17 protein-coding genes are annotated in these 14,390 nt (G+C 41.9%); all 17 read right to left on the bottom strand.

From position 1 onward, the window contains the following. Positions 1-2 precede the first annotated feature (2 nt). On the bottom strand, positions 3-1,523 hold the full coding sequence (locus AAC052_RS22460) for a thymidine phosphorylase family protein (RefSeq protein WP_339790089.1): 1,521 nt from the start codon (positions 1,521-1,523) through the stop codon (positions 3-5). Then, positions 1,523-2,893 (bottom strand): MBL fold metallo-hydrolase, encoded by a 1,371-nt coding sequence (locus AAC052_RS22455; protein ID WP_339815563.1) that lies wholly within the window; start codon positions 2,891-2,893, stop codon positions 1,523-1,525. Before AAC052_RS22455 ends, AAC052_RS22460 begins: the two co-directional genes overlap by 1 nt. A 19-nt stretch (positions 2,894-2,912) precedes the next feature. Then, a complete protein-coding gene (locus tag AAC052_RS22450) occupies positions 2,913-3,767 on the bottom strand; it encodes a restriction endonuclease (protein ID WP_339790093.1) in 855 nt (284 codons plus the stop codon). A 111-nt stretch (positions 3,768-3,878) separates the two neighbouring features. Further along, positions 3,879-4,421 (bottom strand): hypothetical protein, encoded by a 543-nt coding sequence (locus tag AAC052_RS22445; protein ID WP_339790096.1) that lies wholly within the window; start codon positions 4,419-4,421, stop codon positions 3,879-3,881. Positions 4,422-4,432: 11 nt separating this feature from the next. Further along, positions 4,433-5,797, bottom strand: coding sequence for a dicarboxylate/amino acid:cation symporter (locus AAC052_RS22440; RefSeq protein WP_339790098.1), 1,365 nt, complete (start codon positions 5,795-5,797; stop codon positions 4,433-4,435). Further along, complete coding sequence (locus AAC052_RS22435; protein ID WP_339790101.1) at positions 5,797-6,813, bottom strand: type II glyceraldehyde-3-phosphate dehydrogenase; 1,017 nt, start codon at positions 6,811-6,813, stop codon at positions 5,797-5,799. The genes AAC052_RS22440 and AAC052_RS22435 overlap by 1 nt, the downstream gene beginning before the upstream one ends. Before the next feature lie 4 nt (positions 6,814-6,817). After that, entirely contained in the window at positions 6,818-7,375 is a 558-nt protein-coding gene (locus tag AAC052_RS22430) for an ion channel (RefSeq protein ID WP_339790104.1), read from the bottom strand. A gap of 10 nt (positions 7,376-7,385) precedes the next feature. Continuing rightward, positions 7,386-8,714: a Na+/H+ antiporter NhaA gene (gene nhaA, locus AAC052_RS22425; protein WP_339790106.1), complete on the bottom strand. Its 1,329-nt coding sequence runs from the start codon at positions 8,712-8,714 to the stop codon at positions 7,386-7,388. Next, the gene (locus AAC052_RS22420; RefSeq protein ID WP_339790108.1) at positions 8,711-10,039 is read right to left on the bottom strand and encodes an NAD(P)/FAD-dependent oxidoreductase; all 1,329 of its coding nucleotides are present in this window, start codon (positions 10,037-10,039) and stop codon (positions 8,711-8,713) included. Before AAC052_RS22420 ends, nhaA begins: the two co-directional genes overlap by 4 nt. Next, positions 10,032-10,751: a lycopene cyclase domain-containing protein gene (locus AAC052_RS22415; protein WP_339790110.1), complete on the bottom strand. Its 720-nt coding sequence runs from the start codon at positions 10,749-10,751 to the stop codon at positions 10,032-10,034. The genes AAC052_RS22420 and AAC052_RS22415 overlap by 8 nt, the downstream gene beginning before the upstream one ends. A gap of 10 nt (positions 10,752-10,761) precedes the next feature. Continuing rightward, entirely contained in the window at positions 10,762-11,043 is a 282-nt protein-coding gene (locus AAC052_RS22410; protein WP_339790113.1) for a DUF5676 family membrane protein, read from the bottom strand. A 232-nt stretch (positions 11,044-11,275) separates the two neighbouring features. Further along, entirely contained in the window at positions 11,276-11,764 is a 489-nt protein-coding gene (locus AAC052_RS22405; RefSeq protein ID WP_339790115.1) for a hypothetical protein, read from the bottom strand. Positions 11,765-11,768: 4 nt separating this feature from the next. Beyond that, positions 11,769-12,602, bottom strand: coding sequence for a universal stress protein (locus AAC052_RS22400; protein WP_339790117.1), 834 nt, complete (start codon positions 12,600-12,602; stop codon positions 11,769-11,771). Continuing rightward, entirely contained in the window at positions 12,599-12,943 is a 345-nt protein-coding gene (locus AAC052_RS22395) for a P-II family nitrogen regulator (RefSeq protein ID WP_339790121.1), read from the bottom strand. Before AAC052_RS22395 ends, AAC052_RS22400 begins: the two co-directional genes overlap by 4 nt. Then, complete coding sequence (locus AAC052_RS22390) at positions 12,940-13,152, bottom strand: SHOCT domain-containing protein (protein WP_339790123.1); 213 nt, start codon at positions 13,150-13,152, stop codon at positions 12,940-12,942. The genes AAC052_RS22395 and AAC052_RS22390 overlap by 4 nt, the downstream gene beginning before the upstream one ends. 151 nt (positions 13,153-13,303) lie before the next feature. Next, positions 13,304-13,666 (bottom strand): DUF302 domain-containing protein, encoded by a 363-nt coding sequence (locus AAC052_RS22385; protein ID WP_339790126.1) that lies wholly within the window; start codon positions 13,664-13,666, stop codon positions 13,304-13,306. Between the two features lie 35 nt (positions 13,667-13,701). After that, positions 13,702-14,283 carry a hypothetical protein gene (locus AAC052_RS22380; protein ID WP_339790129.1) on the bottom strand — a complete coding sequence of 194 codons (582 nt, stop codon included), beginning with the start codon at positions 14,281-14,283 and terminating at the stop codon, positions 13,702-13,704. Positions 14,284-14,390 lie beyond the last annotated feature (107 nt).

The raw sequence follows: 14,390 nt of genomic DNA, 5'->3' as shown, positions 1-14,390 counted from the left end.
TTCTATGTCTCTTTTATTTTAATAATTTCTTTTTGTGTATCCAGATAAGAAAGGGCGTACTCAAGCTCTCCTCGTGACTCAGCATGGATTTCAAACAGGGTATCGTTTTCTTCCACCTGAGTATTCAAAGGCGTAAGAAGCAAAATGCCTGCTGTCATCGCTCCCGGAGCACCAGCCAGCTTAGCCACTTTCGCAAGTCTGCGATTATCAATTTCTGAAACTACCCCAGTCGTTATGGACTTGATCTTGTGCTTATGGGGGGCTACTTCAGGTTCCCTGAAAAAGCCTTGTGCCTGGCAGATAGCGGTAAATTTTTTGTAGCCCTCTCCACTTTTCAAAATCCTCAAAGCTTCAAGAGCGCCTGCCCCTTCGGCTGCTTTTCCTCCCATTTCAAGTAACCTGCCTGCCAGTAGTACTGCTCTTTCGCGTAGGTCATCAGGTGCATGGTCTTCATTTCTTAAGACGGACAAAACATCCCTTGCCTCCAGTGCAGGGCCGATGCCCCGCCCTACAGGTTGCGATCCATCGGTTAATATAATATCAATATTCAGTCCGATGGCTTTGCCTACGGCAACCATCTTTTCTGACAGATGCTCAGCAGCTTCCCGGGAGCGCACTTTAGCCGTTGGGCCGACAGGAATATCAATCACAACATCAGTAGAACCTGCTGCCGCCTTTTTTGAAAGCACGGAAGCGATCATCTGCCCTTCGCTATCAATATCTAATGCTTTTTCCACACGGATGAGTATATCATCAGCCGGACTTAACTGTACTGATCCGCCCCAGGCCAGGCACCCCCCTTCTAGCTCCACCACTTTTTTCATTTGCTCGGTGGTAAGATTTACGTTGGTAACTACCTCCATGGTGTCAGCGGTGCCAGCCGGAGAAGTAATGGCACGGGAAGAAGTTTTAGGAATGGTCAGCCCCGCTGCGGCAACAATAGACACTACCAGTGGGGTAGTTCGGTTACCAGGCAAGCCACCTATGCAGTGTTTATCATAAACCTTATCTTTACCCCAATCCAGTTTAAAACCCACATTAATCATGGAACGGGTCAGGGCAATCACTTCTTCCTGATTTAATGCATTCCCTGTGCTGGAAGCCAGAAAAGCTGAAAGTTGAATATTGGATAAATTCCGATTGACGATATCGCCAATGATCCTGTCAAAAGCTATCTGGTTCAAGCGGTGTCCATAAATTTTCTTACGGACGTCACTCATGGAATCCAAGGCATCCAAATGACTCAAGGTGAGTTCATCCCCAGCATTTGCTCCCAATGAATCAATGGCTGCTTCTGATAAGCTTAGTTGGTCATGAGTCAGATGTTCTTCATTGTCCCAAACGATGAGTGAGGCCACGATGGTTTTATTTCCTTTTGAAACTTTTATACGATTTAAAGCCTCAAATCCTTCGGACACACATACCGGACAATTCTTGCGCATAAATACCATGTATTCATTGCGTGCATCAATGCCTAGTCTTACTAATTTTAATACGTTATGGCGGGTATCCTTTGCTTCCATCACAATTCTACCGTTTGATTAAGTTGAGGGATATGTGTTTGCCATCCTTTACTATCTTCCAGGGCTTTTGATAAAGCTTCTGCCTGCGCTGCTTCCCCATGAATAATGAATACCTTTTCGGGTTGTTTTTTAATTTCAGAGAGCCAGTCAATCAAATCGTTTTGGTCACCATGCGCACTCAGTCCTTCAATGTGTTCCATGTGCATTTTGAATGGTAGCCATTTGCCATACACTTTAATTTCTTTCGCTCCTTCCAGCAGTTTTCTTCCTCTGGTTCCTTCTGCCTGATAGCCTACAAAAAGTAAGGTGTCATTACTATTGCCTGATCTTGTTTCCATATAGTTCAGTATTCGTCCGCCCGTCATCATTCCACTTCCGGCAATGACGATCTTGGATTTGTTGTCTTCCCTCAGCGCCAAGGTTTTCCGATAGTTGCTAACTACCTGAAAATGAGAACACATTTCATCACATTCTTCCGGTTTAAGCTTATGCCAATCCCGCGAGGCATGGAAGAGGTGAAGTACATTGGCACCCATCGGACTGTCCATGATCATGGGTATTTTTGGTATCTTCTTCTCTTTCAATAACCGCCATATCATCAGCATCATCAATTGCGTGCGCTCTACCGCAAAGCTCGGTATGAACAGGCTGCCCCCCCGTTCAATGGTTTCATTGATGATACGTTCCAGTTCAGGAACTATAGTTTCCTCTTCCGGATGCACCCTGCCGCCATAGGTGGATTCAATCAGCAGTATATCTGCCTTTTCAGGCTTTTTAGGAGCATATAGCAGCAAATCTTTTTTGCGTCCGATATCACCAGAAAACACCAGGCGACTATCGTTGATCTCTACTTCAATAAAGGTTGATCCTATAATGTGGCCATTGTATTGCCACCTAACCTTAAAGTCTTCTTCTATCACATGCCACTTTCCTTCTGAAACAGGGTTAAAAAGTGGGCTTGTTTTTTCAACGTCTTTCAGGTCATAAAAAGCCTCTGCCGGATGGTGTTTACTATATCCTTCTTTATTGGCTCTGGCAGCCTCCTCTTCCTGAATTTTAGCACTGTCTTTTAGTATAATTTCAGCAATCTTGAGGGTGGGCGCACTTCCATATATTTTGCCTTTGAAGCCTAATTTCACCAAGCGGGCCAGGTAGCCTGTGTGATCAAGGTGCCCATGGGTAAGTACCACCGCGTCAATAGATGCCGGGACATACTCGGGTGGCTCCCAATTGAGCAGTCTCAGTTCTTTTAATCCCTGAAAAACACCGCAATCCACCATCAGCTTTTTACTTCCGGTTTCAAGCAAATATTTGGATCCTGTAACGGTACCAGCCGCACCTAAAAATTTTATGGTTATTTTTCCTTTCATCTTTAAATACAAATCATTTTTAATAGACGGCCCTGCTTGAACAAATTTCGTTTCCTTCTTTAAGTATCCCTCTGATCCGTTTATCAGATATTCCTATTTCATTAAGCACCTTTGGCTTGTCACAAAGCTCTTTGCAGAGTACTACCATCTTATCAATCAACTGTTGCTTTTCGGATTTGGTAAGCGTAGTGAGGCAGGTGATAGGATGTAAACCGGACAAGTTAATCCGGTCACTTAAACTTCCTTGTTGGGGATAATCCCAGCCTACGAGAATCAAACCGGAACATATACCATATTGAATGGCATCTTCGGTGAACCGGGTATTGGTCACCACCCAACCCTGATGAAACTTAGTAGCATGATCTTTACGTTTCTGCCATTGCTTTTTTACATCTTCAAACCGGGATTTTATATAGAGTGGAATTTTTACATCGCACTTATAACCTTGCCGATTATGGAATTTGCACTCTACCATAAAGTGCTTATTATCCTTTTCGGCCTCCACATCTATTTCGTGAGTCACACAATGGCCCTGAATGATCACACCTACTTTAGTGCGGTATCCCTGGTGTTTGAGAATTTCACCAATGAACTTTTCAAAGGGGTATCCTGATGGTCCTAGCTCTAAAATAGCCTGCTTGATTTTGTACCTTCCTGCGACAGGTTTTGAGTACTTCCTGAGCATGGAAAAGGCCTGATTGTATATTTTTTTTGTAGACATTCCATCAAATAGCTGCTTCTCAATTTCGCTCACAATCCGATCTGTTACAGCCAAATCTGCTCCGGCTCGTTCCAGCGATTGCCTTAATTTTTCTGTTGAGAAAGCGGCTCTTTCTCCTGAAGCTTTTGTGATGAGAACGGTCTTTTCTGACATTTATACTACTTTAACAATCCAATGTTAAAGTTAGAATATTACACCTCGGAGGTATTTACGATATCTCACTTTAGATGTATGAAATTATGATACTCAAAAACTTTTCTGAGGTTATGAGTCAAAGCTCTTTTCGCAGTAATAATTGATGAGGTAGTCCTGATAAATCCAAAAGAATTTACTGATATCAAAGAAGTTTAAAGGAGCCATGCTAAACTTTGATTTTATCTCATGCACCAACTCACTGTATTCCAAATAATCGGATGGCAATAAAGTCTTGTGGTGATAACTTTGAATTACTTTCAATGAATATTTATTCCATAATGGAAAAAACATCGGGGCATGAACGGCACAATATCTGGATGCAAATGCTATAGTTTCATTATCAATACCGCTATGCCCATTTTGAGCAAGGCCAATGGCAATTGAAAGGTCGCTTTTGGTCAGAGGTTTATCAATTTTTAGCCTTTCAATATGATCATGAAAGCCGCACATGATGAAATAATCAACCCTGTTATGATCGGCTACTGCCATAACCTTCTCTTTGATGACATCAATATCCTGATTACCGGGACGGTTTTTGATGAATTTGATGAGTTTTCTATCGGTAAGAAAGTAACCTCGAATTGCTTTTGTGTGATTAACATATTCCTCCATGACTCTCGGAATCATTCATTTATTACTTCCACGGTTTTAGGAGCTATGACTACTTGACGCATAACTGTACCATACCATTGATTGAAAACCACACAGGCAGTCAAATCTCCGGTGACATTAACCGCTGTACGAAACATTCCCAATAATCGCTCTACACCGATAATGATGATGATACCTTCTGCCGGAATACCTGCACTGCCCAAGACAGATGCAAGAATTACAACTCCTCCTCCCGGAATGGCCGGTGTACCTATTGACGCAGCAACTATAGTTATAACCACAACGATAATATTAAGCAAACTCATTTCCAGCCCGTACGCTTGGGCAATGAACAAAGTGGTTATGGTTTGATAAAGAGCTGTGCCATCCATATTGACAGTTGCCCCGATAGGGATGATAAAATTACTGATCGCATGATCCACTTTTAATTCTTCTTCTGCTGTTTGCAACGAAAGAGGCATTACTGCAGCAGAACTGGTGGTGGAAAAAGCCAGGAGTTGAGCGCCTCTGATCTTTCCCAAGAATTTTAGCGGGTTCCTGCGGCCTAACAAACTCACCATCATCAGGTATATGCCTACTAAAATTAGTAAACCTGCCAAGACTACTATCACGTAATAACCTAGTCCGGCAAGGGAGCTTAGACCTACACTGGATGTAAGCTGAGCCATGAGACCAAAAACTGCTATGGGTACTAAAATCATGGCCCACTTAACTACTGTCATACAAATTTCCTGTACTGCACTCAGCAATAACTTCACAGGTTTCAGCAGATTATCTGGCAATGATAATACTGCCACTCCAATAATAATGGTAAAGATGACAATGCTCAACATTTCCCCGCTTACCATAGAGGCCAGCGGGTTTTCAGGCAGCAGATCGGTAATGATGCCCGGCATATCATTGATGCCAAACGATAATTCAGCATTTTCTTCGCCTGCCGCCAGTACTGCTTCATGCTCGGCAGCTGCCTGTTCATGCAGGTAGCTGCCCGGTTTAAAAATGGTGGCAAGAAGGGTTCCTATACTCACGGAGATAATGGTGGTAGCCACAAAATAAAGTAAAACACCACCTCCCAGTTTTTTCAGGTTGTCTTTGTCATTACTGGCGATACCAGTAATGATAGAGGCCACGATTAACGGGATCATGATCATTTGCACGAGCTTAAGAAAGAGCATGCCGGGCAGGGCCAGCCAGTTACCTAAAACATCGGCAGTGGCTTTGCTCACCCATCCATTTTGTGGGCTTAAAAGAAGGCCAAAACCCACTCCTAAGAAAAGTGCAATGAGTACCTTTAACCAGAGCTTGCCTGCTACCAGTTTTTGAAGATAGGTATTAAGTGATTTGAGAGATTTTATTTCTGTATCAAACAAGCTCATTATATGATCCTCAAACTTTCATTTGTCTTTTTAATTGATCTCTCGGCACTTTCTTCTATCCCGGTCAATGCCCTGATCGCATCAATGGTCTCCGGGATTACGATGGCCTGGTTGTCCACTACATAGGCGTAATAGAGCTCATTACCTTCTACTTTTAGCATGTCTTGCCACAGTGCTACCTCGTACATATCGCCCCAGGGTCGTCCCATATCCAGGTATCTTTCTTTGATCGTATTATTGGAAACCAACCCATCGTTATAGCTTATCAACGTGATTCGTGTAGATGTCTGAAATGCCTCTATCACTTCCTTTTTATCAGCTTTTCGGGTAAGTCGCACATTCCAGTAATGTAGATGGCTCAGGGTTTGAGGAACTTTCACCGCCATAGTAACTACATCCAGCTCAGGGTCTACACTTTGCGCATCAGGTCCCTGATGGCTGGGGATGTCTTTTTCAGGTACCAGAGTATTCATGATGCCACCGAGATGGCTTTCCCAGGGGTCGGTCGCTCTACGAAGCAAAGTACCACGGGCACTTTCTAACAGTCCGGCTCTTTTCAATGCAGAAAGTGTCCTGACAATTGAAGTGGTGTTACACGAAACTACCCGAGTACTGTCCCGGTTTAGGGCGGAAGCATAATTGTTTTCTGCGCTAAAGGAATGTCCGGTAGTTTCGTGTTTTTCACCTCCTTGAAGGATAAATTTGATTTCTCGCTCTTTGTACGTCTGCACGTTTTGGACAGCTATCTTCTTGGGGGTACAATCCACTACTACATCTGCTACATCTAAAAGGTCAGTCATGTTGCCTGCCGGGGAAATATCTACCTGCTCCATGTCGCTTTTAGCTTCTGGAGTAGCAGCATAAATAGTATATCCTTTGCTTACCGCTGCTTGAATGCGCCAATCACTGATCACATCACAAACTCCGGCCAATTCCATATCCTCTTGCAGTGCAATAGCATCCGCTACTCTTTTGCCGATTACACCATATCCGATAAGTGCTATTTTCTTTTTCATAATGTTATTGCGTTTTAATTTTGGTATGAATATTATTTATGTTGGATAATCCGAATACGATCAGTACAAAGCTTTGAGCGATCTCCATGATCACCAATATCCTGGCAGGATACGTTAAGGGTACAATGTCTCCGTAACCGATTGCCGCAAAAGTTACCACACTGAAATAGAAGAACTCAAATAAAAAGCTGAGATAACCCATGTTGTCCGATGTGTTAAATCCCTGAAATGAGCCTGTATTGGCAGCAGCAATACAGCTATAATCTGCGGCATAGGAGAAGATAATCAACAGTACCAGTAGCCCGAAAATCCAGAGCAATTGCCCAAAGGAATGACACTGGCGAATGGATTTATTTACCTGTTTGAAAGTAAAAAATGTAAAATATATGGTTTTGGTCAGGGCAAATAAAACCACCAGGTAAGGTACCCAGCTTATTTTATGATCAACAAATTGCATGAGGTATACATAAACGATGGCCACCAAAGCCACCAGTATCACAGCCGGACTCAGGCGCTTGATCAGTTGTTTTAAGAAACTATCATAGTCTATTTTGTTTACCATTGTATATAAGTCAATTGTTCATTGCCGGCTTAGTTGTAGATTCTGTTCTGCCATACAGACGAAGTATAATTGCACCAATGACACCGGCAAGCACTGAAGCAAACAAAATACTTAGTTTGGCAATGAATGTATATTCCTCTTTTTGGAATGCCAATTCAGTGATGAATAGTGACATGGTAAAGCCTATTCCGGCTATCATGGCTACTCCCGAAAGGTGTCTCCAGGAAATTCCTTCTTGTAACTCGGCCAGCTTAAATTTCACCAAAAGCCAGCTTACTCCTAAGATACCGGTAAACTTGCCAACCAAAAGCCCGAAACCTATCCCCAGGCTAATGGGATGACTTAAAATTTCTACTAAATTTCCATGAATGTGAATCCCGGTATTGACCAGGGCAAATAAGGGCAGAATAAAAAATCCTACAATAGGTGCCAGGTGATGCTCTATTTTTTGCAAGGGAGTTTCAGCATCATCTGATTTTTGCTTGATCTCTTCCAGAATACTGAGTTGTTTTTCTGAAATGAAGTTACCCTTAATAGGAGTTGCCTCTAAGAATTGCAAATGAAGTTTTTGGAGATTTTTTAAGTAATCTTCTTCCTTGATCTTAACCTTACCAGGAATGGTGAAAGCCGTGAGAATGCCTGCAATGGTCGGATGTACCCCGGAGAAAAAAAATGCCAACCAAACCCCACCGATCCCAATGAGTGCATAAAACCAGGCTTTGCGAATACCTAAATAATTACCTCCTACCAGTACTAAAAAAAACAAGATAGCGTGCAAAAGATCCATGTATGAAATAGCAGAAGTATAAAATATAGCTATAACCAAAACCGCCCCTAAGTCATCAACTATAGCCAGGGCCACCAAAAATACTTTGAGCCCTACAGGTACACGATCTCCAAAAAAAGAAAGCACTCCAATGGCAAAGGCTATGTCTGTAGCCATTGGGATTCCCCAACCGTGCTCGGTAGCAGCATTGAAGTTGAAAATAAGATAAATGGCTGCCGGAACTACCATGCCGCCAATAGCTGCTCCGATAGGCAAAATAGCTTTTCTGAAAGAAGACAGTTTTCCTCCTATAATTTCCCTTTTCAACTCCAGGCCTACCTGTAGGAAGAAGATCGCCATTAAGCCATCATTTACCCAAAGTAATAGTGACTCTGACAAAGCAAATTCCCCAACCAAGAGCGAGATTTCAGTGTGAATAAAGTTTTGATATACTTCCCCGAATGGGGAATTAGCCCAGATCATGGCTACCAGTACAGCCAGAAAAATGGCAATCCCTGAAGCTGATTGGTTCTTTACCAGATTATTCAAAAAGTTGTTTAGGCGGGTAATCATTTGGACTCCTCCTTTTCTAAGTCCTTGTTTTTGTACTCCCGGATGATTAGCCGATTGCCTTTGTCATAGGTGAAATAATTCCACACCCAGTTCAGTGCTACCATCAGCTTATTTCGGAAACCGCTAATGGAAAAAAGATGTACTACCGACCATAAAAACCAGGCGATATACCCACCAAACCGAAATTTACCCAGATCGGCTACCGCCCTTCTTTTACCGACAGTGGCCAGTGACCCTTTATCCAGATAACGAAATGGTTTTGAATATTCTCTACCCGCAATTCTGTACTTAATCACTTCACCCAGATACTTACCCTGTTGGATGGCCACCTGTGCCACCTGAGGATGGCCTTTGGGTGTTCTTTGGCTGACTACTGCAGCTATATCGCCAATGGCAAAAATATTGGTGTACCCTTTTACCAGCAGGGTGTTATTCACTTGAAGTCTGTTTCCCCGAACAATACTTTCTTCTCCAATACCTTCAGGAAAATCTCCTGTTACCCCGGCAGTCCAGATCAGATTCCTAGCGTAGAGTTTCTTTCCTGAATTTGTTGAGACAGCCGATCCATCATAATATTCTACTGCTTCCTCAAGCATAACCTGTACGCCCAGCCGGGTCAAATATTTCAGTGCCTTTTCTGAAGCTTTGTCAGACATGGATGCCAGCAATTGATCACCTGCCTCCAGCAGATAGATATCCATTATTTCGGAGGAGTATTCCGGATAATCTCCCGGTAATATATATTTCTTGAATTCTGCAAGGGCACCTGCCATTTCAACCCCGGCAGGGCCTCCACCCACTATAATAAAATTGGTGAGAATGTCTTTTTCATGTTCATCACAGGTGATAGCTGCTTGCTCCAGGTTCTGGATCATGGTATGGCGAATATTCAGGGAATCCTGAATGCTTTTCATGCCCAAGCTCCACTTTTCAATATCGGTCAAGCCAAAAAAATTGGTTTTAGTCCCAGTGGCTATAACCAGGAAATCATAGTCAATGATACCTTTATTGGTTAATACCCGGTTTTGTTTTGCTTCTATTTGCTGAACTGTGGCGTACCTGAATAGTGTATTTTTATTACCACTGATTTGTTTGCGAAATGGGAATACGATGCTATCCGGCTCCAGGCCACTGGTAGCCACCTGATAAAATAGTGGCTGGAATTGATGAAAGTTATGTCTATCAACCAGCACAACCTGTATCCTACTTCTCTTTAATGCCTTAGCAAGAGCAAGTCCCGCAAAGCCTCCTCCAATAATGACAAGCCGGGGCATATTGGTTTCCGGTAAGCAAACCATCTCATCTGTATTACAATATTCATTCATAAACATGCATTTTTAAAGGGTGTTCTTGTAATTTTTGCCAGTACAGATGCTCAAACAGGCTTGACCAATACATGCCAAAGGTGAAAGCAAATAGAAGTTCTTCCAGGGGTACTCCCAATATGAGTATATGCGTCAAAGCATCAAGGTTCCAGTAGAGGTTCACATACTCGGGGAAAAATGGTAAGATGCTACCGAAATAAATAAAGTACAACAGGGTAAATAGAAAACCACCGATCCATATCTTGCCTTTAAGATCAGGGCGACAGTATAAGGTGGCAATTGTACCGGTAAACATGGCTAAAATGCCACAATAAATATGATTTAGACTGGTGAAATAAGCAAGGATGAGAAATACTACCGGAGGAACAAACAAGATATACCGATGCATCCGATGGCGTCTATGCGTGCGTTCTGATAAATACATTTCAACAGTTACTTTTTTAAAAACCAACTGATATAGCACTGAACCTATGCCTCCGATGGCAAACGAAAAGATCAGGCTTTCCATATCAAAACCTGTACGCTGAGCCAGATCAAAAAGTGAAGGAGGGTTCCAATATTCAGGAACAAACAAGGGTTCTGTCAGGCCAAAAGGCATAGTGATGAGGCTCATTTTGAGCATCACCTTTCTGTAATCTTTTCTAAATAAAAAAATCATTCCCCATACTGCAAGAATGGTCAAAGACCAAATCAGCCATACATAGTCTATCATCCTTACTAAATCATCGGTATTTTTTATTAAAAGATATATTGTAGACCGTAGCTATGAGTGCGCCAAATAACCAGCCCAGTATGAACATTTCTACCAGTCCGATGAGTGCTTCGGTCCAGGGTACGTCCATTCTGATGATGGGGCTGGTGTCAAGTCCGTGGAGCAAACTGTTAAAAAACAGGATGGTACCTTCACGGCCTACAGTGGCCATCAGTATAATACAGCCCAGGTAGAATACCACACCTGTTACCCCCCAGGCCAGTGCGAATCTTTTAATGTTTATGTGTTGCATGATCATTTTCGTTTTTAGATTGATTTTCCTGATTGCTACCATGGCCGCGATGGCCTCCGTGTCCTCCATGACTTCCCATCATAAATAGGTGGGCCACGAAAAAAATAATGAGGAAGATAAACAGCGAATTTGTCCCGTTGAAGCCGAAAACCGGCAACAGGAATAGCAGTAGGAATAACCCCAGGCATCCTACCAGCATCCAAAACATGTGATTTCTCATAACTTCAGGTTTTTAGTGGTGGCCGGGATGGTTTTCTTTCCCCATCTTTACTTTGTTTCTCATCATCGTTTCCTTGTCCATAATGCCTTCTTTGTGCATCATTTCCATCATCTGTCCCATCATATTGGGTTTATCTTTCATCATAGTCATCAAGTGTGCACACATTGATGAATCTGCCTCAGCCATATTCATCATATTGCTCATCATGCCGTGCATCATTTCCGGATTATCCTTCATCATGGCCGTCATGTCTTCATTCTCTGACATCATCATACCCATCATTTCCTGGTTTCCTTTCATCATCATTTTAGTATGATCATCTTCCATCATTTTAGTTATCAATTGTTCAGCATATTCATGATCGGAAATGATGGTATTAAATATTTCATTTCGGGTGTCATGTTTTTCTAACAATGTGCTTACATCCTTCTGTTGCTGACAGGCAGATAAAGCCGTGATCAATAAAGTAAGTGTCACCATTGTTTTTAAAATATTTTTCATATCGTTATCGGTTAAGGTTAATGCTTAGTATTGGTATATCTGCATGGTTTGCCAGGTTTTCGGTAATGCTCTTTCCTATCAGGTTAAAAAAGCCGGACCTACCATGCGTAGTTAAAGCAATAAGGTCGGCATTTACAGATTCGGAAAACTTTAGAATGCCGCGTTCTTCATTTAACGAGTTGTAGATGTTGGTTGTGCAGGTTCCTCCGCGAGGACAGCTTTTATGAAAAGCATGCATTTTCTCAAGGCTTCTGTCCGTCTCCTCAAATGAAAATGGCACATTGACATAAAGTAGGTGAATGCCGGATTCATTGAGATCGGCAAACTCCACCACTGTTTTGAAGGGTTCTTTTACATCCTCTTCAAAATTGGATGCAAAAACTACGTTTTTAACAGGCCATTTAGACTTTTCTTTGATGATCAACACGGGAACGGTAGCGTCTCTCAATACCTTTTGAGCATTGGATCCGACAAACAGTTCTTTTGCACCGGATGCACCGTGCGAACCCATCACTACAAAATCGTGGTGATGAAAGGGAATATGTTTGAGGATTTCCTCTCGACCTACATCAAACACGAGAAACTGCGCCGCCTTCAACCCTTTCGCTTCCGCTTTCTTTACCAGTTTATTAAGCTCGTTCTTCGCATGCCCAATTTCCTTTAATGTTTCGGGAAATCGCTGCTCCTTCTCCTTATCAAGTTCGACCCAAGGCACAGGCGTGATCTGTAAGTGCAAAAAATGAATCTCCGCACTTGATTTCTCTGCTAAGGCAATGGCAATATCCGCAGCCCGGTTAGCTGTTTCTGAAAAGTCAGTTGGAACTAAAATATTTTTCATAAGTCTCTGTTCTCCAAGTCGGGTTCTAAAGTTTTAACTTTCACCATGTCCATTACCTCTGTTATGTAAATGATGCCATCTCCGGAATGAGCCGTTTTTCCATATTTATGAATGATCTCCATTGCTTTGTCCACCTTCTGGTCGGGTATTACTACTTCTAGCTTTTCAATTTTGGCATGAGAAAATGGGTGTCGTAACGAAGGAAAGTCTTTACGCTCATCAGTATAATGTCCTGTACCTTCTCCTTCAAAAACGGTTAAGCAACAAAACCCTTCTTCTCGCAGATGATTTACGATATCTGATAATCGGTCCGGCCTGACGAAAGCTTTTATTTCTTTCATTTTTGCAGGCTCTTTTTTATGTCTTCATACTCTTCTTTGCTGATTTCTCCTTTGGCGTACCTCTTTTTTAAAAGGTCTAATGGTGTCTCCTTTTTTGTTCTTTGTCCGGGTATGTCCCACGGTGTAGCAAAAATCCAAATGATAAAAATCACCCAGATTACCCACCAGATGATGTGCATACCCCAATAGTGTCCTTCAAACCAATGCATAATATGTGCTTTTTAAATTTTGAAATATTGTAATCTGACCGTATCAAACCATTACTGATTTGCACTATCCAAAATTAGCACATTGTCACGCTTCCCATTTTTGAAATCTTGTCTTTGATGTATGATATTTTGCTTTCAAAACATCAATAGCTTAGTGTAAAACATCAAGTAATTTCTGGCGAATGTGCAAAGACACTATTTCAAGATTTTCGTTGCAGATGGCCTGCATGGAACTAATGGGATCAACTACAGAAACTTCAATATACCCCTCCATGAGATCCTGAACGATGACGTTGCAAGGAAGCATGGTCCCAATTTTATCTTCGGCCTTTAATGCCTTGTAAGCATACTCAGGGTTGCAGGCACCTAATATTTTATAGTGGCTGAATTCAATATTGAGTTTATTTTTCATGGTCTCCTGTACATCTACTTCTGTAAGAATTCCAAACCCTTCTTTTTTTAGTTCTTTAACCACTCGGTCGATCACTTCTTCAAACTCTGCGTCTTTGATCAATTTACTGTGATAATATTCTCATGAAACCTGATAGTTTATAATGTTTGATCTAACACCAGCTGGTGTATATGAACTTTGATATTTTCGTTTTCCAATGGCTTACTTTGAAGAAAATCGGCTTTAAATCCAAATGTCAGACCCAGAATGCATTTCAAGTGTGATCCCCCTTCGATATGTTCCAGGGAACCTGTTCCCGTTACGGGCAGATTAGTTTGCTTGTAGCTCATCTTTGCACTGAACTCAAAAGTCATGGGAGGGTGCTTAGATGTATCTATTTTATCCTGGCTATCATTACTGTTTTCGATGTATAGCTTACCCACAAGTGTAACCTCTTGATCTTCCAAGGATGAAATGATAGTATCTAGTGAATCTGCTCCTGAATGCAGCGAAATGATGGGTAGCTTCATTTTGAAGTTCGCCTCCTTATAATCAAGTTCCACTAAAAGTTTCTGCGAATGAAGGTTGATTACTGAATCACCTACCGGAACTGTCAATATCACGCGACCATTTGTAGTGTGATATTGATTTTGAGCTTTTGCCAAATTAATATTTGAGAAAATCATAGCAATAACAGATGCTAGGAATAGTGTAGTTTTAACCAAAGAGCTACTTCCCATCTATGACCGTGTTGTGAAATATATTAAAACTAAAGCAGTCACTATTGCCAGCGTAAATGACCAAAACATCAATCTCTTGTAAGGATGATAGTAGTCCAATGATTTTT

Source organism: uncultured Imperialibacter sp., from assembly GCF_963974565.1.
Taxonomy (GTDB): Bacteria; Bacteroidota; Bacteroidia; order Cytophagales; family Cyclobacteriaceae; genus Imperialibacter; species Imperialibacter roseus.
The sequence above is the reverse complement of the archived record's forward strand: the minus strand, read 5'-3'. Positions and strand labels throughout refer to the sequence as shown.